Consider the following 22,625-nt stretch of genomic DNA (forward strand, 5'->3'; position numbering starts at 1 on the left):
TGTGACGTGCCCGGCACGGGGATCAGCGGATTGCGCGCCGATGCGCCCTATCTGAGGATAGGCCCAGCAGCAAATCGGCGGATTCACTGACCACCCGACACCCCCGACCCTATTGGTGATGACCCGGCGTCATCCGAGAATATTCCCTCCGACGCCTGCGCCGCTGCCCAGAGCCGGGCATACTGCCCGCCCGCCGCGAGCAGTTCGGCGTGCTCGCCGAATTCCACGATCCGCCCATGGTCGACCACCGCGATCCGGTCGGCGCGCGCGGCGGTGCCGAGCCGGTGCGCGACGATCACGGTGGTGCGGTCGCGGCTCAGCGATCGGCTCGCTGCCAGCACCGATGCCTCGGTGTCGGGATCGAGCGTCGCGGTGGCCTCGTCGAGCAGCAGCAAGTCCGGAGCGACCAGTTCGGCGCGGGCCAGCGCGATCAGCTGCCGCTGCCCGGCCGACAGGCCGCGGCCCCGCTCACCGACCGGCTGGTTCATCCCGAGCGGGAGGCCGGCGATCATCTCCGTCGCACCGACCGCGTCCGCCGCGGCGGCGATCTCCTCGTCGGTCGCGAATGGTTTCCCGAATGCAATGTTGCTCGCCACGTCTCCGGTGAACAGGTGAGCTTCCTGCGGGACGATGCCCAGTCGCGAGCGGTACTCCGCGAGGCGATAGTCCCGCAGGTCGACGCCGTCCACCCGGATCGCGCCCGGAGCGGTTTCCCCGGGGAGTTCTCGCGGGTCGGTGCGATCATCCGCGGGCAGGTCGTAGAGCCGCGCGAGCAGCTTGACCACGGTCGACTTGCCCGCGCCGGTCGGACCGACCAGGGCCAGGGTGGAACCCGCCGGTACGCGCAGCGAGACGCCGTCCAGCGCAGGAACGCGACTGCCCGGGTAATGGAAGCGGACGCCGTCGAACGCCACTTCACCGCGCAGGCGCGACCCGATGGGCGCCGGGTCGGCCGGATCGGCGGCGATCGAGGACGGTGTGCGCAGCAGGTCACCGATCCGGCGCAACCCGACCCTCGCCTGCTGGTAATTGTCGAAGACCTGGGACAACTGCAGGATCGGCACGAACAGCAGCTCGAGATACAGCACGAACGCGACCAGGGTGCCCGCGCTGGTCGCTCCGGTGGCGACCTCGCGGGCGCCGAAGAACACCACCACCGCCAACGCCACGTCGGCCCATCCGACGACGAACGCGAAGTACAGCGCGATCGCCCGCTGCGCCCGCAACCGGCTGTTGCGGTAGCGCTGCGAGTACTCGGCGAAGCGGCGGGCGGCGCGCGGCTCGTGCCGGTTGGCCTGCACCGCGCGCAAGCCCGTCACGTTCTCCTGGAAGTCGGCGTTGACCGCCGACACGTGCTCCCGCGACACCGTGTACGCGGCGGAGGACACCCGCCGGAACAGCACCGTCGCGATCGCGAGGGCGGGCACCGTCGCCAGCACGACCAGAGCCAGTGACGTATCGATGACCAGCAGCGCGACCGTGATGCCGACCAGCGTCAACAGCCCGACCAGGCTGGTGGCGACGCCGGTCTGCAGGAAGGTCGACAGCGCGTCGACGTCGGTGGTCATCCGCGTCATGATCCGCCCGGACAGCTCGCGCTCGTAGTAGTCGAGGCCGAGCCGTTGCAGGTGCGCGAAGCTGCGCACCCGCAGGGCGAACAACACCCGTTCCCCGGTGCGCGCGGTGAGCAATGTGGTTGCCGCGCCGACCGCCAAGCCCGCCGCGGCCAGCGCCGCGCCGAGCACGGTCGCGCGGACCAGCGCCGCGGCGTCGTCGCCGAGCACGCCGCCGTCGATCGCGTAGCGCACCAGCGGCGGGAACGCGATGGCGATCGCCGCGTCCGCGGCCAGCAGCGCCATGACGGTGAGCACCAGCCCGCGGACGGGACGCAGCAGGCGGGAAAGCCGGAAGTGCGGGTCCGGTTCGCGAATGCGTTCGGAGTCCATGCCCGGCTGCTCGGTGGCGGGCGGCAGTTGCTCGATGGTGCGGCGCAGCTCGGGGGTCTCGCTGATGTCGGCCGCCGCGGCGCCGAAGCGCCGACCGGCGGAATCGTGGGCGACTAGCCGGTCCGGAGCGGACGTGGCGCCGGGCTCGGGAACGAGGTGCCCGGCGGGCGCGGGCAGCCGGATCACGCGGTCGGCGTGCGCGAGCGTCGACTCCCGGTGCGCGAGGATCAGCGTGGTGCGCCCGCCGCGGTCGGGCAGCGCGTCGAAGATCGCGGCCTCGGTCACCGCGTCCACCGCGGAGGTGGCGTCGTCGAGGACCAGGATGCGCGGACGGGTGAGCAGGGTTCTGGCCAGCGCGATCCGCTGGCGCTGGCCGCCGGAGAGGGTGAGGCCGCGCTCGCCGACCACGGTGTCGTAGCCGTCGGGCAGCTCGCCGATGAATTCGTCGGCCGCGGCCTGCACGGCCGCCTGCCTGATCTCCTCGTCGGTGGCGTCCGGCCGCCCGAGCGCGATATTGGCCGCGATGGTGTCGGAGAACAGGAACGGATCGTCGAAGACGACGCCGATGGCGGCACGCAGGTCGGCGGCGCGCACGTCGGCGATGTCGACGGTCTCGGCGCGCGCGTCCCCGGTGCCGACCGGACCGGCGTGCGCCGCGCCGGCTTCGGTGAACAATCGGATCCGGCCCGCGTCGGGCGCGTAGAACCGCGGAAGCAGCAGGGCGAGCGTGGATTTGCCCGATCCGGCCGGGCCGATGACCGCCACCGTCTCGCCGGGGCGCACTCGCAGGTCCAGTTCGCGCAGCACCGGACGGTCCGGATCGAAGCCGAAACTCAGCGCGTCGATCTCGATGCCGAGCGGGCCGTCCGGCAGTTCGACCGGGCGCTCGGGTTCGGCGATGACCGGCGCGGTGTCGATCACCTGGAAGACCCGCTCGGCCGCCGCCCTGGTCAGCTGGGCCATGACGATCACGGAGGAGAGGATGCGCGCGGTGCCGGTCATGACGGCGACGTAGGCGGCGAACGCGACGAAGGTGCCGATGCCGATATCGCCGTGCAGCGCGAGCAGCCCACCCAGTGCGATGACCGCGACCATCCCGAGCTGGGGAATCGCCGCGACGGTCGGCGCGAACCGGGCGTCGATCCGTGCGGCGCGCATCCGCTCGGCGAACAAGGTACGGCCGTGCCGCTCCAGCAGGTCGACCATCCGCGCTTCTTGACCGAAGCCTTTGACCACCCGCACCCCGGTGACCGTCTCCTCGACGTGCTGGGCCAGGTCGGCGGCGCGTTGCTGCGCGGACCAGGTGGCCGCGTGCAGGCGCGGCCGCATGCGGTAGACCACCAGGCCGATGGCGGGCACCACCAGCAACGCGACGGCGGCCAGCGGAGGGGACAGCCAGATCATGACCGCGGCGGCGAGCCCGAATTCCAGCAGCGCCATGCCCGACAGCGGCACCATGGCCAGGAGTCCTTGGACGAGTTGCAGGTCGGTGATCGATCGGGACACCACTTGCCCGGTGCGCAGGGTGTCCTGCCCCACGCCGTCGAGCCGTTGCAGCGCGCCGAGCAGCCGCACCCGCAGCGCGTGCTGCACGTCCAGCGACAGCCGCCCGGCCAGCCAGCGCCGCCCGAACCCGGCCGCGGACCGGCTCACGGCCAGCACCAGGATCAGCCCGGCGACGACGCTGATGGCCGCCGTGTCACCGACCCCGGCCGCGTCGACGGCCCGCTTCGTCAGCAGCGGCCCCGCGGTCTCGACGAGCGCCCCGCCGAGCACCGCCGCGGCGAGGCCGCCGAGCACCGCGCGGTGCGGTAGGCATTCGGCCCACAGCCTGCGTATCCAGCCCGGACTGCATCCCCCGTCCACGTCGCTCGCCCGTCCCCTTCGTCGTACCGTGTTCGTCATCGACGGTACCGACACCGGCCGACAAGTCGTTGTTCCCGGCGCCGCCTCGGATCACAGGTCGCGGGTGCGCAGGTTCCACCAACTCGCGGCGCCGAGACCGATGGCCCACAGCAGCAGGACCACCACGGCGGCCGGGGTGGGGGCGAGGAAGTCGCTGTCGGGATAGGAGCCGACCGCGACGGTGCCGACGGTGGCGGAGACGGGCAGCAGGGTGACCACTCCTGGAATCCCGAGACCGCGCGCGATCAGCCAGATCAAGGGCTCGGCGACGACGCTCCAGCCGAGCAGCAGCGCCACCGTTCTGGTCGAAGACCGCAGCAGGATGCCCGCGCTCGCGCCGATCAGCGACCAGCACACCGCGGCGAGCAGTCCTCCGCCGAACACCGCGAACAACTCCCCGGTGACGGGGACCTTGCCGCGCCCGACGCCGAACAGCGCGCCGGCCGACACCAGTTCGACCGCGACCGCCGCCGCGAGCGCGCAGCATCCGATGACGATGAACTTCGCGGCGGCGAGCCGGTCGCGGTCGGGGCTGAACAGCGCGGTCACGGCCATGCTGCGGTACTGGTACTCCGCGCCGGTCGCCACCGCGCCGAAGATCGCCGCCGCCAGCACGACGAAGGCCAAGCCGACGTAGAGCCCGATCGTCGCCGCGCCGGTGGCGGGGTGGCCGCGCGGATCCGGCGGTCCGGCGAGGCTCGCCGACGCGACGCTCGCCAGCAGCGCGACGACCAGCAACGCGGCGGCGAGTGTCCGGCCGCGCGGCATGGTGAGCACCTTGCGCACCTCGGAGTTGACGTTCGGTACCAGGTCCGCGGGCAGCGTGGCGATCATCGTGGGATTCCGTACGGCGTCGGCGAGGGTGGCTGGGCGGCGAGGCCCGGGTAGTGCGGCGCGGGCGTGGCGGTGGGTTTGGTCAGCGACGCGAGCACGCGGTCGGGGTGGATCGGGTCGGGCACGATGCTATCGATCCGCACCTGAGCCGCGGTGGCCGCCGTCCTGATCTGCGCTTCGCTCGCTTCGGCGACGGCCAGGCGGCCGTCCGGCCGGATCACCGCGTCGGTGAAGCCTTGGGCGGCGAGCACGGTGGCCAGCGCGATGGGGGTGGACGCGGCGACGACCAGCCGGTCCGGATGCCCGCGCCGCAAGCGCGCCGGAGTGCCCTGATACACCACCGCGCCCTCGCTCAGCACGACCAGCTGGTCCGCGGCCGGCAGCACCGCGCCGAGACTCTCGCTGGTCAGCAGGACGCTGCCGCCGCGACGGGTGTGCTTGCGCAGGAAGTCGTGCAGCCAGCCGCGTTCGGCGGGATCGAGTCCCTCCATCGGATCGTCCAGCACCAGCAGCGGCGGGTCGCCGAGCAGTGCGGTGGCCAGCGCCAGCCTGGTCTGCTGTCCGGCCGACAGGTTGCGTATCTGCGTCCTCGCGTGCGCGTCCAGCCCGACCAGTTCGAGCACTTCGGTCGCCCTGCTGTCGACGACGTTCGCCGCGGCCGCGTGGATCCACAGGTGTTCGCGGGCGGTCCGGGACGGATGCAGTCCGCGCGGCGAGAGGACGCCGCCGATCACGCTCGCGGAGCCCGCGCCGTCGCGCCGGGAACCGGGCCCGCCGACGGACGCCGTCCCCGAGGTCGGGGCCAGCAGACCGAGCAGCACGCGCAGGATGGTGGTCTTGCCTGCGCCGCGCGGGCCCACGAGCGCGGCGATGGTCCCGGAGGGCACGGTGAAACTGACGTCCGCGACGGCGGTCGCCAGTTCGTACCGCTTGGTCAGTCCCCGGACCGCGAACGCGATCGGCCGCGTCCCGCTCATCGCGGCGTGGCCGGAGGGCGCGGCTTCGCCGGGTCGATCGCGGTGAGCGGATCGGCCTCGACGACCAGGTGGCGGTCGGCGGGCCAGGTGCTGGGCGGCGGCCCGAATGCCTTGCGCGCGTTGGTGATCGTGGCCTTGCCCAAGGCGCGGTTACCCGCGCCGCCGATCACGGCGCCGATGCCCGCGGGCAGCACCTTGCCCGCCATCAGCGCCGCGCGCTTGGTGATGAACCGGATGATGAACCGCTTCAGCAGCGAATCGTTCATGCTCGACAATCCGGGGATGCGGTTGGCGAAGGCCGTGCCCCAGTTCTTCGCCGACGTGCCGACGCTCTTCTGCACGATCTGCATGCCGCTCTCGCCGAGCACGACCGCCAGCACGAGCGCCCTGCGCTGCTCCTGGTCTTCCGGCGTGATGCCGTGCACCGACGCCACCGCCAGGGTGAACACCGCCGAGGCCTCCATGAAGAAGGTGGTCTCCGCGCTCACCGCGGCGATGGCCGCGACGGTGCCGACGCCAGGGAAAGCCGCGGTCGCGCCCACCGCGCTGCCGCTGCCGGTCACGGCGAGCAGATACTGCTTCTCCAACCGGTCGATGATCTGTGCGGGGCTCTCGCCGGGGTGCGAGCGGCGAATGCGGTCCACGTACTTGGCGACCGCGGGGGCCTGCAGGCGGGACCCGGTGTCGAGCAGTTCGACCACCGTCTTCTCGAACGCGCCTTTGAGCATCGGCGGCATCCTCCTCTTCCGGTCTGCTGGGTAGAACTGTATGGCACCGGTTGCCGTCAGCTCGTCATGACAACGAAGTACCCAGCCGCATCGGTTCCACCGGCGGCTGCCTCGCTTTCGACCCGGCCGGGTGCGCTCTTACCCGGGAGTGTGGATCGCGGGCACGCGTTCGCCCGGCGCGGGAGGGGGCGGCGGGGTTCCGTCGCCGAACGGCCTGCCCCCGAGGGCTTCTCGGCCGTGCGGAGTGAGCCAGTTCGACAGATCTGGACCCTTGGGGACGATGCCGGTGGGATTGATGTCCCGGTGCACCACGTAGTAGTGGGTCTTGATCTGCCCGAAGTCGATCGTGTCGCCGAAGCCGGGGGTCTGGAACAGGTCGCGCGCGTACGCCCACAGCACCGGCATCTCGTCGAGCTTGGACCGGTTGCACTTGAAGTGCCCGTGGTAGACCGCGTCGAAGCGGACCAGCGTGGTGAACAGCCGGACGTCGGCCTCGGTGATCGTGTCGCCGACCAGATACCGTTGTGCGGCAAGGCGTTCGGACAGCCAGTCCAGCCGGGCGAAGAGCCGGTCGTAGGCGGCGTCGTAGGCGTCCTGCGCCCCGGCGAACCCGCAGCGGTAGACGCCGTTGTTGACGTCGCGGAACACCGCGAGGTTCACCTCGTCGATCTCCGCGCGCAGGGGTTCCGGATACAGCTGGGGCGCACCGGGGCGGTGGTACTCGGTCCACTCGGTGGAGAAGTCGAGCGTGATCTGCGCGTAGTCGTTGGTGACGACTCGGCCGGTGGGCACGTCCACGACGGCGGGCACCGTGATGCCGCGCGGGTAGTCCGGGAACCTGGCCAGGTAGGCGTCGCGCAGCCGCGGGATGCCGAGCACCGGGTCGACACCGCCGGGATCCAGATCGAAGGTCCAGCTCAGCTTGTCGTGCGTGGGTCCGCACAGGCCGAGGGAGAGCACCGGCTCCAGCCCGAGCAGGCGGCGCACGATCAGCGTGCGATTGGCCCACGGGCAGGCACGCGCCGCGACCAGGCGGTAGCGCCCCGGCTCGACCGGGTAGCCGTCGCGGCCGTCGGCCGTGATCCGGGTCGTGATGTAGTTCGTGTCGCGTTTGAACTCGCCGGGCTCGACGTAGGAACCGCTTGCGCTGGCCGACTTGGTCACATCGACAGTCTTCCAGATCGACCTCGTACGCTGACCGGATGAGTGAAACGAAGGCCACCCGCCTGGAACGAGACGTCACCGAAGGCGGAGCGGAGGTGGCGACCCTCACGCTCGCCCACCCGCCGCTGAACCTCTTCGACCGGGCGATGCTGGACGCTTTGATCGCCGACATCGCCGAGCTGTCGGCGCGGCCGCCGCGCGCGGTGCTGCTGCGCGCCGAGGGCAAAGTGGTCTCCGGCGGCGTCGACGTGCACGTCTTCGACGGCCTGACCCCCGAGCAGGGCGCCGAGTTGTGGCGCACCCTGTTCGCGCAGATCATTCATCCGCTGGAGGCGCTGCCGTGCCCGGTGGTGTTCGCCGCGCACGGGCTGACCCTGACCGCCGCGTTCGAGATCGCGCTCGCCTGCGACATCCTGCTCGCCGCGCCGAAGGCCAAGTTCGGGCTGGTGGAGATCGTGGTCGGACTGACCCCGTCGATGGGCGGTCCGCAGCGTCTCGCCGAACGCGCGGGCTCCGGACGCGCCCGCGAGTTCGTGATGACCGGCGACCTCTACGACGCGGCGACCATGGCCGAGTGGGGCGTGGTCAACGCCGTGCACGAAGACCTCGACACCGCGGCGCGCGCGCTGACCCACCGGCTGGCCGACGGCCCGACGAAGGCCAACGCGGCGACCAAGAAGATCATCGAGGCCTGGCGCTCCGGCGGTGTGGCACATGCGGATTCGGTGACCCCCGAGGTGTCCGGCGTGCTGTTCGGCACCGAGGACCTCCAGGGCGGTGTGCGTACTTTTCTCGAGCAAGGTCCGGGGAAGGCGCGCTACGCGGGCCGGTGACAGCTGGGACACGTTCGTCGCCTATTGCAGCGAAGTTGTGACATGCGTCATATAGTCGCAATGCCTGATAACTCGAGGCACGCGGAGGACGAATGTCGCAGTTGCTCGTCGAATATCCCCTCACCGGCCCGCTCGTCTGGGACAACCCGCTAGCCCGGGGCGCCGACGGAGTGCTGCGCTACGGAAACCTCACGCCCGCGCTGACCGAACTACTCGATCTGCAAGTGCATGCCTTCGGCGGTCGCGAAGCCGTGGTCGAGGTCGGCGGCCCGCGCCTGACCTACCGGGAGCTGTGGCACTCCGCCTCCCGCATCGCGGGCGGCTTGCAGGAGCACGGCATCGGATACGGCGACCGGGTCGCGATCCGCATGCCCTCGGGCGCTCGGTGGGTGCAGGCATTTCTCGGCGCCCTGCTCAGCGGCGCGGTGCCGGTGCTGGTGCACGACGAGCTCCCGGAGGGCGTGGCCGAACGCGTGATCGCCGACAGCCGTGCGGATTTCGTGCTCGGCGACACAGGCCGCGAGACCGACCTGCCCGACGGCGCCGCCTACATCGATGACGGCGCGGCGCTGGGCGACCTCGCGCTGCTGTGTTACACGAGCGGTAGCCGCACGCCCAAGGGCGTCGAGCTGACCAACGAGAATCTGCTGTCGGCCGTGCGCTCGGTGGTCGCGGCGCTCGACCTGCCGACCGACGGTCTGCGCAATCTGGTGCTGTTGCCGTTGGCGCACGCCAGCGGCTGTGTCGACCAGCTGCTGCCGACCTTCGCCGTCGGGGGCACCGTGGTGCTCACCCGGGACACCCGCGGCATGGCCGAAGCCATCACCGCCGAGCGCGTCGACATGGTCTCCGCGACGCCGCGGATCTTCGCGGGCCTGCTGCCCCGGCTCGCCGAACTGCGCGCGGGCGGACTACGCACCGATCGCATCGCGCGGATCAGCAAAGCCGGTCATCGCGCCGAGCGCGCCGCGTCTCCGGTCGCTCCGGTCGCGCTCACGGCCGAACTGCGCGGCGTGTTCCCCGCCGCAAGGCAGTGGTCGGTATGGGGCGCGACCGAGACCAGCGGGATCGGTCTCGCGGTGGACGACGCCGAGCGGGCGGACTCGCCCGACACCGCCGCGGTACTCGGTTTCCCTTTCGGCGGAACGGAATTGGCGCTGTGGGGCCCACGGGCGATCGCGGGACACGGTGAACTGCTGTGCCGCGGGCCGAATGTCACCCCGCGCTACTGGGACGACCCGACCACTACGGCGGCGCGGTTCACCGGAACCTGGTTCCACACCGGCGACCAGGTGACGATCGACGCCGACGGCTTGGTGCGCAGGCAAGCGGTGCCCGTCGAGTGAGCTCGGCTCACTCCAGCATGCGCTCGCGCAGCCGCCCGAGCAGGCCGGGCGTCAGCCCGATCGTCGCGAGATAGCCGTCCAGATCGCCGTGCAGCTCGCGCATCGAGGCGGTGGCGATGTCCAGGTATTCGTCCCGCACGCCGAGCAGGTCGATCGACAGCTCCTCGCCGCCGAGCAGCTTGTCCGTCATGAGGGCGCGCAGCGCGGGGACGGCTCCGTTGCTGAGCAGGTAGTCGGCCTCGACGTCGGCTTCGGTGACGCCGACCGCGCGCAGCAGCGTCGCGACGGCCCATCCGGTGCGGTCCTTGCCCGCCGCGCAGTGCACCAGCACGGCGCCGTCGCCGCGCAGGATGGACTCGGCGAGGGAGGCGATGGCCGCGTGCGCCTCGGGGAGTGCCGGGAACATCCGGTACACCTCGAGCATGTGCGTGTAGGCGGTCCGCGCGCTCGCCTCGTGAGGTGGCGCCTCGGCCATGCGCGAGTCGAACGGCGTGATGGTCAGCCGGACGTCCGCGGGCAGCCGGTCGGCGCCGATGTGGTCGATCTCGCGCTGTCCGCGCAGGTCGTGGACGGCGCTGACGCCCAGTTCGCGCAGCGCGGCGTGGCCGGCGTCGTCGAGCCCGCTCAGTTGCGCCGAGCGCAGCAGGACGCCGGGGCGGACCTTGGCGCCGTCATCGGTGCGCAGCCCGCCGGTGTCGCGGAAGTTGAACGTGCCGGAGAGGAAGTACTGGTCGGCGGGGGGCGAGAGTGTCACCGATCCAGGCTATCCCCAGCGCGGAACGGAAACGATGGCGATGGCGGATCGAACCCGGCACGATGAGCTGACCGTTTTGGGCGGGTTCGGCTGTGGCATTCGCCACAGGATTTGGGTTGCCAGACCCCCGGACCGTACCGTTGTCAACGGTCTGCCAGCGTGCGGGCATCGTCCAGATCCACCGTCATAGCGCGTTTTCCAGGCGACACGGGCCGATCGCATACCGATCCCGGTTGGGTAACAAAACATTCTTTCAGTCTGGAATTACCCATCGAACCCGTTCTCAAACCCCGAAAAATGTCTACCATTGGTGAACGTTGGACCGGGCAGCCAGGTGTTTCCCGAAGTTGCCCGCCCTGTTCAGCGAGTCGCGCCGACGCAGGTGCGTGAGTTCTTTCGCCGAGAGGGAGTCGTCGTTGAGCGCACGTGGAGAAGTGATAACAGAAATCCGGCTACGACCCGCCGTCATCGAGGCGGTCGAAGCGGCGGCGGCCACGCTCGACTACAAGGGCCTCCGCGCGCTGCGCGTGCTGCTGCACGCGGGGGTCAGTGCCTACTGGCCGCTGGTCAAGGCCACCCCGGAAAAGCAGATCAGGTCGTATGAGATGACCCTGCAGGCGCTGCGCGCCCGCTGGGCGGTGAAGACCGATTGCTTCCCGGATCCGATCGCCACGGACTTCTACCGGGAGAAGGACGCGGAAGTCACCGCCTTCTTGGAGATGTGTGCCGAGTTGTCGGACACGCAGTGGCTGGAGCCGGTGGAGGCGATCGCCTGCAATGTCGTGTCGATCGTGCAGGGCACGGTGCTGCGCTGGCTGGCCGATTGCAACGACGAGACCATGCTGGTGGTGCTCGACGAGATGGTCAGCGGGCTCGCCGCGAAGGCCGCGGAGCTCTGACAAATACTGGACGTTTGACCAACTTGGTGGTTGAGTTGTCCTGGTGACCGAGACGTCGCCGATCGCGGGGCTGCACGCGGCCACCGCCGAACTCGACCCGCCGCTGGCCGCCATCGACCTGTCCACCCTGCGCGCGAACGCCGCCGACCTGGTGCGGCGAGCCGGTGGCACGCCGGTGCGGGTGGCAAGCAAATCCGTGCGCTGCCGCGCCGTACTCGCCGAAGTCCTCGGCGCCGAGCTGACCGCGGCGGGCGGCTTCGCGGGCATCATGTCCTACTCCCTGCGCGAGGCGCTGTGGCTCGTGCGCCACGGGGCGCGCGATTTGCTGCTCGGCTATCCGAGCGTGGATCGCGGCGCGCTGGCCGAACTGGCCGCCGACGACATCGCGTTGCGCTCGATCACGCTGATGATCGACGACGCCGCGCAACTCGACCTGATCCGCGCCGCCGTCGGCTCCGACCTGGTCCGGCCACGGGTCTGCCTCGACGTGGACGCCTCCCTGCGACTCGGCCCGCTGCATCTGGGGGTGCGCCGCTCGCCCGTTCGCACGCCGGGACAGGCGGCCGCGCTCGCGGGCGAGGCGCGGCGGCGTGGCTTCGACGTGGTCGGCGTGATGACCTATGAGGCGCAGATCGCGGGGCTGCCGGACACGAACGTCGCGGTGCGGTTGGTGAAGCGGGCGTCCGCGGCGGAGATCCGCAAGCGCCGGGCCGAGGTGCTCGACGCGGTCCGCTCGGTGACCGGCGCGCTGGAGATCGTCAACAGCGGCGGCAGCGGATCGGTCGAGGTCAGCGTCGCCGATCCGGACGTCACCGAGGTGACCGCCGGATCCGGGCTGTATGTGCCGACGCTGTTCGACGGCTACCGGTCGTTCGAGCCGAGGCCGTCGCTGTATTTCGCGCTGCCCGTGCTGCGCAGGCCCGCGTCCGGCATCGCCACCGTCTTCGCGGGCGGCTACATCGCCTCCGGTCCCGCCGGGCGGTCACGGGTGCCGAAGCCGGTGTGGCCGCGCGGGTTGAAGCTGCTCGGCGCCGAGGGCGCGGGTGAAGTGCAGACCCCGTTGTCGGGCGCCGCGGAACTGCGGATCGGCGACCGGGTGTGGTTCCGGCACGCCAAAGCCGGTGAAGTGTGCGAGCGGTTCGACACCGTGCACTTGGTGGAGGAGGACGGCTCCCGCGTCAGCGTGCCGACCTATCGGGGCGAAGGCGTCTGCTTCGGCTGACCCGCGCCGGTCAGCCGCAGGAACGCGCCCAGATCGGCGAGTTCGTCGGGGTTCGCGGGCAGATACTCGGTGAGCAGCGGTGAGCGGATGACGATCGCCTTCCACATGGCGCGGCACAGCGCGTGGATCAGGCCGCGGGCCAGCAGCGACGGCATGCCGTAGGGGGCGTCGGCGGGGGAGGAGGTGGTCATGGACAGCAGCACCACCGCCGCCTCCCGGCCGCGGAAGCGCTCCGGCGTGCCGACCAGGACGTCCTCGATCTTGGCGCGGGCCAGCAGCGTCCGGATGCGTCCCACCTGAGCGGCGTACGGAGCCACCACGAAGATGTCGTGGGGGTGCATCCGGCGGGTGGTCGCGCCGCTGGTCCAAGACCTGCCGAGCAGCGCGCGCACCCGGCGCACCACTTCGCGCGCCTCCGCGGGCGACTCGGTGGCGTTGCCGTAGTGGTCCACCAGGACGGTCTCCACGCCGGGGTCCTCGCCGTGCAGTCGCCGGGCCAGGGTGACGGTCTCGTTGGCGCGCAGGCGGCCGTCGTAGTAGAGGCGGGAGACCGGTTCGCACACCGCCGGATGCATTCGCCAGGTGCGGTCGAGGAAGTAGCCGCGCTCGGTGGGCAAGGTCTGGCGCCCATCGGCCAGCCAGCCGAGCACCGATTCGCCGACCGGGGCCGGATGGGCGCCGCGCGCGGCCGACGCCACCGGGTCGCCGAGCAGCAGCAGATTGCGGGCGCACCCGGCGACGGACACGGTCTCGGCCAGCGGGAAGCGGCCGGCGTCGGCGATCACCAGCAGGTCGAGGCCCGCGCGGGGCACCAACTGCTCGTTCGCGAAATCGGCCGGTTCGCCGCCGAGGACGCAGCCGCTGATCGCGTTGTCCAGGAAACGCCGATAGCGGGCGGCGTCGATCACCACCCACTCCGGCGCGACGGTCGCCGCGTCCTTCTTGGCGACCAGTTCCGGCAGCACACCCGCTCGCACCACCGCGTCGAGCAGGTTCTCCACGGCGGCGGGCGTCTGCGCGACGATGCCGATCCGCCACTTGTTCCGGGTGATCAGCCGCTCCAGCACCCTGGCCGCGGTCGCGGTCTTTCCGGTGCCCGACGGGCCCTGCACCGCGACGTAGGAATGGTCGAGAGCGCCCAGCGCCGCGGTGATCGCCGCGGCGTAGTCGCCGTGCACCTCGGGCAACCTGGCGTCACCGCGCAGCCGGGGCCTGCGGCGCGCGAGGAGGTCGAACACGGCCGTACGCGGCGTGTCCGGCAAGGTCATCAGCAGTTCCTGCGCCGCGAGTTCGATCGCGAGTTCGGCGTTCTCGTCCCACGCCGGGAGGCCGGGCGCGATGGCGGAAGGCAGTTCGTCGTAGGGTTCGCACCCCTCGGGCAGCGATTCCTCCAGCCGGACGGCGTCGTCGAATTCGGTGTCCACCGAGCAGCCGAGCACCGTCGCCGTCGCGGTGGCCCGCCGCCCCGCGTCGGTGACCATGCCATCCGGCATCGGCTGCTCGTAGAAGGTATAGACGGCGGTGCCGGGAGTGAGCGCGCTCGGACCGGGAGCGCCGCTGGGACCGGTGCCGATCCGTCCGGTCAGGGTGAGATAACGCCGCATCGCCGGGCGGTCGGGACGACGATGCCATTTGGTGTCGACGGTGCCCCAGTCGGCGACCAGCACGCCCGGCGCGTCGTCCCATTCCTCCACCGGGTGGGTGAGCCGGTCGGCGTGCGCCCACCACAGCGGCTGCCGCTCGCGGCGGTGATAGCCGAGCGTCGCGGCCATCAACGCGGCGGGATGCAGCGGATCACCTTGCGCCGCGGCGTATTCCGCGAGCGCGGCCTCCAGTGAGGACGGCCGCGACGACGGCGGCGCCGGCTCGCCGGGGACCCACCGTGCGGCCGGTGCGCCGGTCCGCGTGGCGACGCGCTGCTCGGCCGCGCGATCGAGCAACCAATCGCGCAACCGCAGCACCGCCCGGCAATCATGTTCGTCGGCCGGGTCGGTTCCCGGCAGCACTCGGCGCAGCCCGCCGAGCCGGTAGGAGGACTCCCCGATGAGCAGCGCGCCGCGGACGATCGGATACAGATCGACCAGGACGCCGTCGCGCAGCAGCTCGTCCACCAGTTCCTCGTTGACGCCGTGCCGTCCGGTGCAGCGCAGCAGCGCCGTCCGCACCGCCGCGGAGTAGTGGTAGACGTGCAGATCCGGATCGATCCGGCGCCGCTGGGTCAGGTAGTCCAGCACTTGCTCGAGCACGCGGCGTTCGGCGGCCGCGGCAGGGCCGGGTTCGCTCGACCCGAGCGGCCCGCGCAACGAAAGATGCACGGTGTCGGCGCCGCCGACCTCGACGACGAGCGGGGTGCGGCCGCCGCCGGCGATGGTGAGCGACAGATCGCCCGGGGAGGGCGCAGGCAGCGCCGCGAGCACGTCCGCGTCGAGCACCGCGTAGGTCGGCTCGCCCGAAACTTCGCGCCGCAGCTGGATTTCCGCTTGGTGGCGCAGCGCGGCGACGGTGCGCGGCGGCACGCCGGGAACCGTGATCTCGGTGGTGGCCAGCCGATCGATGGTGTTCACGCCAGCTTCGCGCAGCCGGGCGCGGGCAGCGGGCGGCATGCCTGCCACCAGCAGCAGGTCACGCGCGGCGGACAGGGCCTCGGCGCAGGTGCGGCAGCGGCCGCAAGCGAGGTAGCGGGGATCGCCCCACTGCACGGGCAGCAGTTCACCGAGCTTCTCGTCCACGATGCGGTCCACCCGGCCCCGGCGCGCCCGGTACAGCGGGAGCAGTTCGCTCAGCGCTTGCGCGCTGCTCTGGGCGCCGAGATGCAGCCGGACCAGCGGTGCGGTGAGCGCGCCCGCGTGGTCGAGCGCTTCGGCGCAGGCGGCGAGTTCGAGCGCGGCGGCCACCCGGTCGGCGGTCGTGGGCGCGATGCCGTGCACGGTGTAGCGGACGCGGTGTTCGGCACGCACCAGAAAGTCGGCGGAACAATGGAATCGGCCGTCGAAGAACGTCGCGCCGTGCACCACGTGTGCGCCGGAGCGCAAGGCGGCGACCGTGTCGGCGTGCGCGGCGGTCAGTGCCGCGACGCGGCGGCCCGGGTCGCCCGGTTCGTCGGGCGGGCGGTCGATCTCGACCACCGCGCCGCCGAACCGCGTGCGGTAGTCGTCGAGCAGGCGCCGCCGGACGTCATCGTTTCCCGACGCTGGCTCGTATCCGGATGCGGTGCCCGCGGCGTCGGCCGGGATGGTGCCGAGTTCGGCGTCGAGGGCGCGCAGCAGGGCGAACTCGCAACGCGCCGCGCGGACGAGATCGACGGCAGTGCAGACGACACGATCACCGAACACGAACAAACGCGGCCCTCCTGTGTCTTCGCGGGACACCCGCTGCCGGCGTGCGCCGAATTACACACGGACCGCAACACTGTAGCTAGCGCGCCTGACCTCGGCCTACCCTGCCCGGCTCAGGAACGCGGCTTACGGCGCTCGGGCCGCTTGCCGCCTTCGCGCTCGCGGCGCTGGCCGCGGCTGAACGCGCGATGCTGCGGCGCACCCTGATCCAGTTGCAGCTGGATGAGCACACCACTGATCCGTGTGCGCCGCAACGCTTCCAGCGTTTCCTCCGGCAGCTGCGCGGGCAGTTCCACCAGGCTGTGGTCGGGGCGGATGCTGATGTGCCCGAAATCGCTGCGGCGCAGACCGCCTTCGTTGGCGATGGCGCCGACGATCGCGCCGGGCACCACACGATGCCGTTTGCCGACGCTGATGCGGTAGGTCGCCAGCTCGGTGCCGGTGGCGCGGTGGTGCGTGGCACCCTGCCGCTCCTCGTCGAAACGCCGGACGGGCCGCTCGCGCGGCGTCCGGTCGCGCTGCGGGCGCTCCACCGGCTCCGGCTCCGGCTCCATGAAGAAGTTGTCGCCGTCGTAGGAGCCCACCGCCAGCGCCGCGGCGATGTCGGCCAGCGGGATGTTGTGCTCGCGCTCGTAGTCCTCGATCAGCTTGCGGAACAACGGGAGGTTCGACGAGGTGAGGTTCTCGGTGATGGCGTCGCCGAACTTGCTGACGCGCTGGGCGTTGACGTCCTCCACGCTGGGCAGCTGCATCTCGGTGAGCGGGTGCCGGGTGGCCCGCTCGATCGACTTGAGCAGATGCCGCTCGCGCGGCGCGACGAACAGCAGCGCCTCGCCGCTGCGCCCGGCCCGTCCGGTGCGGCCGATGCGGTGCACATAGGACTCGGTGTCGTGCGGGATGTCGTAGTTGACCACGTGCGAGATGCGGTCGACGTCCAGCCCGCGCGCGGCCACGTCGGTGGCGACCAGGATGTCCAGCGCGCCGGACTTGAGCTGGCCGATGGTGCGCTCGCGCTGATTCTGCGCGATATCGCCGTTGATCGCCGCGGCGGAGAACCCTCTGGCGCGCAGCTTCTCGGCGAGTTCCTCGGTGGCCTGCTTGGTGCGGACGAAGATGATCATCGCCTCGAACGACTCGACCTCGAGCACCCTGGTCAACGCGTCCAGCTTGCGCTGGTGCGACACCAGCACCCAGCGCTGGGTGATGTTGGTGGCCGTCGAGGTCTTCGCCTTGACCGTGATCTCCACCGGATCGTGCAGGTACTGCTTGGAGATCTTGCGGATCGCGGCGGGCATGGTCGCGGAGAACAGCGCCACCTGCTTGTCCGACGGAGTGTCGGCGAGGATGCGCTCGACGTCCTCCTGGAAGCCCATCTTCAGCATCTCGTCGGCCTCGTCGAGCACCAAATACTGCAGCTGGGACAGGTCGAGCGTGCCCTTCTCCAGGTGATCGATCACCCGGCCCGGCGTGCCGACCACCACGTGCGCGCCGCGGCGCAAGCCCGACAGCTGCACGCCGTAGCTCTGCCCGCCGTAGATGGGCAGCACGTGCAGGCCGGGAATGTGCGCGGCGTAGCGGCCGAACGCCTCGGCGACCTGGATCGCGAGCTCACGGGTCGGCGCGAGCACGAGGGCGCGCGGGGTGCGACCGGTGGCTTCGAGCCCCATCAGGATCGGGATGGCGAAGGCCGCCGTCTTGCCGGTGCCGGTCTGCGCGAGACCGACGACGTCGGCGCCGGAGAGCAGCGGAGGGATCGTCGCGGCCTGGATCGGCGACGGCGATTCGTAACCGACGTCGGCGATGGCCGCGAGGATGCGGTCATCGATGCCCAGATCGGCGAAAGACGGGCCGTCGGTGTCCCTGTCGTTGTCGCCAGAAACGCTGTCGACCTGATTGGTGCTCATTGACCAGGAGTTTACTGCCTCGTGCTGGTCGTCCCGGCCACCGCCCCAATACGGTGAGACCTATGCAACTGGACAACTCGCCCGCGCATCGCGATATGACGCCGGATCAGCTGGACGTTGCGGTCGTCCAGTTCGCCCCGTCGACCGACCCGGCGCAGAACCTCGCCACGGTCCGCGAACACGTGCGGACGGCCGGTGAACGGGGCGCGCGCGTGGTCGTCGCGCCGGAGTACTCGATGTTCGCCGTGACCCGGCTCGACGAGCGGGTGGTCGCCGTCGCCGAGCCGCTGACCGGCCCGTTCGTCACCGGCCTCGGCGCGATCGCCCGCGAGTTCGGCGTGTTCCTGGTCGCCGGAACGGTGGAACAGATCGCGCCCGGCGGCGACCGCATCCGCAACACCTTGGTCGTGCTCGGCCCCGACGGCTCCCTCGTCACCCGGTACCGGAAGGTCCACCTCTACGACGCCTTCGGCCACCTCGAATCGGACGTGGTCGAGCCGGGCGTGATCGAGGCGCCCGCCACCTTCACCGTCGGTGATGTGACATTCGGCATGCAGACCTGTTTCGATCTGCGCTTCCCGGAAGGCGTGCGCCGGGTCGCCGCCGCGGGCGCGCAGGTGCTGCTGCTGCCCGCCCAGTGGATCCCCGGACCGGGCAAGGTCGACCAGTGGACCACGCTGGTGCGGGCGCGGGCGATCGAGAACACGATCTACGTCGCGGCCGCCGACCAGGCCGCTCCCCGGGGCGCGGGCGCGTCGATGATCGTGGATCCCGCCGGTGCGGTGCTCACCGAACTCGGCGACGAGCCGGGCGTGCTGACCGCGGGCATCGACCTGGCGTACCTGGGCAAGGTGCGCACCACGAACCCCAGTCTCGCGTTGCGTCGATTCGCGATCACCGAGCGCGGACCGGAGTAGCGTTCGGAATCGATGGTCTACACCGATCGGACCTCGGCGGGTCACGCGCTGGGTGCGCATCTGGAACACCTACGCGCGGCGGACCCGCTGGTGCTGGGGCTGCCCCGCGGCGGGGTTCCGGTGGCCGCGGCGGTCCGTGCGGTGATCGGCGGCGACCTCGACATCCTGCTGGTCCGTAAGCTGGGCGTGCCGTGGCAGCCCGAGCTGGCGCTGGGCGCCATCGGGGAGGACGGCGTGCGGGTGCTCAACCAGGACGTGCTGGCGCACACCGGGATAACGCCGAAGAAGGTGGACTCGATCGAGGCGCGGGAGCGCGCCGAACTGGAGCGGCGCAGGCAGGTGCTGCGCGGCGCGGCGCGGCCGATCCCGCTGACGGAGCGCACGGTGGTGATCGTCGACGACGGCATGGCGACCGGCGCCACGGTGGTGGCGGCCTGCCGGGTCGCGCGCTTGCACCGGCCCGCGCGCGTCGTGGCCGCCGTCCCCGTTTCCTCGACGGAGGCCATGCGCCGGGTCGCCGACGAGGCCGACGAGGCGGTCTGCCCGTGGGTGCCGCGCTCGCTCGGCGGCGTCGGCGGCGCGTACCGCGACTTCCACCAGCTGGAGGACGCCGAGGTCACCGCGCTGCTGTGCTGATCAGATCTCCCTGATGCCCTTGCGGTGGCGTTGCGCGAGTTCGGCGTAGAAGCCCGGATTGAGCTGGACCCACATCTGCGCCTGGGTGCCTTCGATCGGCCGTTTCACCTCGGCGGGGGATCCCGCGGCGAGCACGCCGTCGGGAATCTCCGCCCCCGGCGGCACCAGCGAATGCGCGGCGATCATGCTGCCCGCTCCGATCTCGGCCAGATCCAGCACCGTGGTCCCGTTGCCCACGATGGCCTCGGCGCCGACGGCCGCGCCGTGGAACACCACGCTGTGCGCGATCGTCGCGCCGGGGCCGATCTCCATCGGCACGTCCGGCGGCACGTGCAGCACCGCGTTGTCCTGGATGTTGGCGCGTTCCCGGATGACGATCGGCGCCAGGTCCGCGCGCAGCACCGCGCCGTACCAGATGGAGGCGCCCGCCTCGACCCGGACGTCGCCGATCAGGGTCGCCGTCGGCGCGACGAACGCCGTCGGATCGACCTGCGGCCGTTTGCCTTCGAATTCGTAGAGTGGCACTCGTCCACCGTAAATGGTTCGGTCGCGCCGGCCCGGAGCGGTGTGCCGCGTGACTCGGCGACGAATCCGATGTCGGCCGAGGCGGCGCTGCCCCACCGTCGTTGCAGGCCGGACTCGCATCGGGCCTGCGAATGGTTCAGCGCGCGGCGTACGCCGTAGAGGTGCGCGCGGCCGCTGCCACCAGCGGCCGCAACTGGGCGGCCAGTCGTTCCGCGGTCACCGCGACGACGTCGACGTCCGGGCCGGTGCGCACCGCGTACCGGCCGTCGGCGACCACGTCGATCCAGCACAGCACGCCGAACGGACGCAGTTCCCCCGCGCCCCGGCGGGCGGAGACGACCATCTGGCCGATGCCTTCGCGCGGCTGCCGCAGCAGCCTGCGGATCCGGGACGGAGTGGACGGACCGGCGACCGGGACGGTGACCAGGTTGCGGCTGTCCTCGCCGACCTGGGACAGGGGAGCGGTCAGGCGCGGGAGCATGCCGGGGGCGTTCTCCGGGAGCATCGAGACGATCCGCGGGCACAAGGTCTTCGAGCCGCCCGCGAACAACCGCACGTCGCCGCCGCGATCGGGTGTCGCGCCGGGGCGCTGCGCCGCGACCACCGCGATGTTCCCGGCGGCGGCGCCGAGGATACGGATCGGCCGGGGTTCCGGGCCGCTGTCCGTGGGCGGACGCGTTCCGCCCCTGTCGCGCGGCGCAGGGTCGGGCGCGTCACGCTGACCGAACACCTCGACCCGCAGGTCCGGCTGGGCGAGGATGCGCAGCGCCGCTTCCAGATCGGCGTCGAGCACCTGATCGCACCAGCGATCGAGCGCGGGAAGCTGTGCGGCGCGTTCCGCGGTGTCGCGTGCCGACAGGCGCACGGCGAGTGGATAGGGGATGCGATCCCCGTCGGTGCGTGACCAGGCCAGTGCGAACTGGTCCGGGGTCAGCGTCCAGTTCACTCGTACTCGGTCCATTCGCCGAGCACGGGCGGCGTGGTCGGATCGAGCGACCCGATCAGTTCACCGCCGTCGTCGGAGGGCTCGAGGAAGGTGGGGAGATCGTCGAGGTCGAACTCGTCGTCCTCGTCGTCGATCGGCGCCAGCCGTGCGCTCGCGGCGTTCGCGGCCACGCTCGAACCCGAGCGCGGGGTGTCGGCGGCGGCCACCGCACCGCCCATCAGGCCGCCCACCGCTCCGGCGCCCAGACCGGTGACCGCCGCGTCGGAGCCGTCGTCGTTCTTGCGCCGCTCGTCGCGCTTGCGCTGTTCCTCGGGCGGAAGCTGGTTACCGACGCCGGGAACGGCGGGCACTGTGACGGGCTCGCTCGTCACCGAAGCGGGTGCCGTGGCCGGAGCCGGAGCGCCCGCGGCGGGCGCGGTGCGGAGGACGGAGGCGGCCGCGACCGTCGGGAACGCTGCCGCCGCGGCGGGTGCGACTCCGGGCGCGGTCGGAGCCGATGTCCCGGCCGCGACCGTGGCGGCGGGTGTCGGCGCGGCAGGCGGCGGCTGCGGCGACGTGGCGGGTGGCTCCGCGGCGGGCGCCGGATCGGCAGGCGTCGCGGAGACGCTCTGCTCCACCACGTGGATCGGCTTCGGCGCGTGTGTCCCGGACCGGGTGGGTTGCGCGTCCGGTGCGGCCTCGGTGGTCCCGGCGATCTTGCTCGTCGGCGCGGCGGTGGGAGCAGGGGCGGCGGGTTGGTCCGATTCGTCGGGGAAGGCGGGCACGTCGGTGCCGGTCCGGATGAAAACTCCCGCGTAGATGTCGTTCATCGCCCGCACGACGTCTTGCCGGGCGTGCTCGCTCGCCTTCTGCCCCTCGACATTGCTGGTCGCCCGGGACGGATCCAGCAGCGCCGCCCCCAGATCCGGTGCGCCGGCGCTCGGTTCGGTCACCGCGGCCCGCAGCGCTTCCGCCGCGTCGCTCGCCTGCCCGAGGCGCTGCGAGACGACCGCGAACACGTCGGCCAGATCTTGCCCGCTCTGCTCGAACACGCGCACCACCGCGTCCGCGCTCTTGGCCGCCGAGCCGCGCCAGCCGTCGGCGATGGCCGCGCGAATCTCGGTGTGCGCCTGGAAGACGGCGTCGGCGAGGTGCGCCGCCGCGTCGCTCCACGCCTGCTGGCCGCCCGCGAGCACGGCCGGGTTCAGCAACTGGACCTTGGCGTGGATCTCGTCGTGGGTGAGGTTGTCGAACACTTCGACGTTCGGGGCGTAAGCGGGGTCGGTGCGCCGGTGGGTGGCCCGCTCGCCCGCGCGCGGCATCTCACGCATGCGCGACTCCCGTCGCGTCGATCCGTTCGACCGCCAGTGCGAGCGCCTCGTCGGCCTGCCGGTAGACGGCGGCCGCGGCGCGGAAGGTCTGGGCGAGTTCTCGTGCGGCGGCGGAGTATTCGCGCAGCCGGGCGATCGCGCCGTCGGCCTTGCGCTCGAAACCGGCGCGCAGCGCGTCGCCGGAGGCGAAGCCGCCGAAGCCTGGCAGCGCGGTGGCGGCGCTCAGGACGCCGATCTGCTCGTCGACCCGATCGGCGAGCAACTCGTATTGGCGCGCGCACCGTTCGTGCGCGCCGTCGGCGACCAGCAGGCCGTCGATCCAGAGCGAGCCGTCGTCGACCGCGCGGTTCAGCGCGGCGATGTCGACGCCGGGAGCGGTGACCTCCGCGGGCGGCTCTCCGCCGTACCCGTTCTCCTGCGATGGCATCTGCGCCGTCCCCCTTC

General features: G+C 71.7%; 18 protein-coding genes. 6 read left to right on the forward strand and 12 right to left on the reverse strand.

From position 1 onward, the window contains the following. Window positions 1–83 precede the first annotated feature (83 nt). From NB3_RS17905 to NB3_RS17925, 5 genes are all read right to left on the reverse strand, one after another. On the reverse strand, window positions 84–3,851 hold the full coding sequence (locus NB3_RS17905) for an ABC transporter ATP-binding protein (protein WP_084823445.1): 3,768 nt from the start codon (window positions 3,849–3,851) through the stop codon (window positions 84–86). Window positions 3,852–3,902: 51 nt separating this feature from the next. Beyond that, window positions 3,903–4,685, reverse strand: coding sequence for an ABC transporter permease (locus NB3_RS17910; RefSeq protein WP_067804345.1), 783 nt, complete (start codon window positions 4,683–4,685; stop codon window positions 3,903–3,905). Next, complete coding sequence (locus tag NB3_RS17915) at window positions 4,682–5,662, reverse strand: ABC transporter ATP-binding protein (RefSeq protein ID WP_067804349.1); 981 nt, start codon at window positions 5,660–5,662, stop codon at window positions 4,682–4,684. The genes NB3_RS17910 and NB3_RS17915 overlap by 4 nt, the downstream gene beginning before the upstream one ends. After that, window positions 5,659–6,390 (reverse strand): hypothetical protein, encoded by a 732-nt coding sequence (locus tag NB3_RS17920; RefSeq protein ID WP_067804597.1) that lies wholly within the window; start codon window positions 6,388–6,390, stop codon window positions 5,659–5,661. Before NB3_RS17920 ends, NB3_RS17915 begins: the two co-directional genes overlap by 4 nt. A gap of 138 nt (window positions 6,391–6,528) precedes the next feature. After that, a complete protein-coding gene (locus NB3_RS17925) occupies window positions 6,529–7,554 on the reverse strand; it encodes a glutathione S-transferase family protein (RefSeq protein WP_067804352.1) in 1,026 nt (341 codons plus the stop codon). Window positions 7,555–7,592: 38 nt separating this feature from the next. Here NB3_RS17925 and NB3_RS17930 point away from each other — a divergent pair, with 38 nt between their 5' ends. Together NB3_RS17930 and NB3_RS17935 are read left to right on the forward strand one after the other, a co-directional pair. Next, a complete protein-coding gene (locus NB3_RS17930) occupies window positions 7,593–8,387 on the forward strand; it encodes an enoyl-CoA hydratase/isomerase family protein (protein ID WP_067804355.1) in 795 nt (264 codons plus the stop codon). Window positions 8,388–8,479: 92 nt separating this feature from the next. Beyond that, window positions 8,480–9,733, forward strand: coding sequence for a class I adenylate-forming enzyme family protein (locus NB3_RS17935; protein WP_067804358.1), 1,254 nt, complete (start codon window positions 8,480–8,482; stop codon window positions 9,731–9,733). Window positions 9,734–9,740: 7 nt separating this feature from the next. On the opposite strand, the gene NB3_RS17940 is transcribed toward NB3_RS17935, so the two are convergent. Beyond that, complete coding sequence (locus tag NB3_RS17940; RefSeq protein WP_067804361.1) at window positions 9,741–10,487, reverse strand: tyrosine-protein phosphatase; 747 nt, start codon at window positions 10,485–10,487, stop codon at window positions 9,741–9,743. Window positions 10,488–10,903: 416 nt separating this feature from the next. On the opposite strand from NB3_RS17940, the gene NB3_RS17945 reads away from it, so the two are divergent. Together NB3_RS17945 and NB3_RS17950 are read left to right on the forward strand one after the other, a co-directional pair. Further along, complete coding sequence (locus tag NB3_RS17945) at window positions 10,904–11,386, forward strand: TetR family transcriptional regulator (RefSeq protein WP_067804364.1); 483 nt, start codon at window positions 10,904–10,906, stop codon at window positions 11,384–11,386. A gap of 43 nt (window positions 11,387–11,429) precedes the next feature. Further along, a complete protein-coding gene (locus NB3_RS17950) occupies window positions 11,430–12,608 on the forward strand; it encodes an amino acid deaminase/aldolase (RefSeq protein ID WP_067804367.1) in 1,179 nt (392 codons plus the stop codon). On the opposite strand, the gene NB3_RS17955 is transcribed toward NB3_RS17950, so the two are convergent. Both NB3_RS17955 and NB3_RS17960 read right to left on the reverse strand, forming a co-directional pair. Next, the gene (locus NB3_RS17955; RefSeq protein WP_244891951.1) at window positions 12,578–15,940 is read right to left on the reverse strand and encodes an AAA domain-containing protein; all 3,363 of its coding nucleotides are present in this window, start codon (window positions 15,938–15,940) and stop codon (window positions 12,578–12,580) included. The two genes, NB3_RS17950 and NB3_RS17955, sit on opposite strands and share 31 nt — an antisense overlap. A gap of 116 nt (window positions 15,941–16,056) precedes the next feature. After that, window positions 16,057–17,847, reverse strand: a complete 1,791-nt coding sequence (locus NB3_RS17960) for a DEAD/DEAH box helicase (RefSeq protein WP_067804371.1) — start codon at window positions 17,845–17,847, stop codon at window positions 16,057–16,059. Between the two features lie 62 nt (window positions 17,848–17,909). Here NB3_RS17960 and NB3_RS17965 point away from each other — a divergent pair, with 62 nt between their 5' ends. After that, window positions 17,910–18,764, forward strand: coding sequence for a carbon-nitrogen hydrolase family protein (locus NB3_RS17965; protein WP_067804373.1), 855 nt, complete (start codon window positions 17,910–17,912; stop codon window positions 18,762–18,764). Between the two features lie 12 nt (window positions 18,765–18,776). Next, window positions 18,777–19,400 carry a phosphoribosyltransferase gene (locus tag NB3_RS17970; RefSeq protein ID WP_067804375.1) on the forward strand — a complete coding sequence of 208 codons (624 nt, stop codon included), beginning with the start codon at window positions 18,777–18,779 and terminating at the stop codon, window positions 19,398–19,400. Here NB3_RS17970 and NB3_RS17975 read toward each other — a convergent pair whose 3' ends face one another. The 4 genes from NB3_RS17975 to NB3_RS17990 form a co-directional block, all read right to left on the reverse strand. Further along, window positions 19,401–19,925: a gamma carbonic anhydrase family protein gene (locus tag NB3_RS17975; protein ID WP_067804377.1), complete on the reverse strand. Its 525-nt coding sequence runs from the start codon at window positions 19,923–19,925 to the stop codon at window positions 19,401–19,403. A 136-nt stretch (window positions 19,926–20,061) separates the two neighbouring features. Beyond that, a complete protein-coding gene (locus NB3_RS17980; protein ID WP_244891952.1) occupies window positions 20,062–20,886 on the reverse strand; it encodes an ESX secretion-associated protein EspG in 825 nt (274 codons plus the stop codon). Then, window positions 20,868–22,181 carry a WXG100 family type VII secretion target gene (locus NB3_RS17985; protein WP_157111846.1) on the reverse strand — a complete coding sequence of 438 codons (1,314 nt, stop codon included), beginning with the start codon at window positions 22,179–22,181 and terminating at the stop codon, window positions 20,868–20,870. The genes NB3_RS17980 and NB3_RS17985 overlap by 19 nt, the downstream gene beginning before the upstream one ends. Next, a complete protein-coding gene (locus NB3_RS17990) occupies window positions 22,174–22,608 on the reverse strand; it encodes a hypothetical protein (RefSeq protein WP_084823446.1) in 435 nt (144 codons plus the stop codon). Before NB3_RS17990 ends, NB3_RS17985 begins: the two co-directional genes overlap by 8 nt. Window positions 22,609–22,625: the final 17 nt, after the last annotated feature.

Source organism: Nocardia beijingensis NBRC 16342 (assembly GCF_001612785.1).
Lineage (GTDB): Bacteria > Actinomycetota > Actinomycetes > Mycobacteriales > Mycobacteriaceae > Nocardia > Nocardia beijingensis.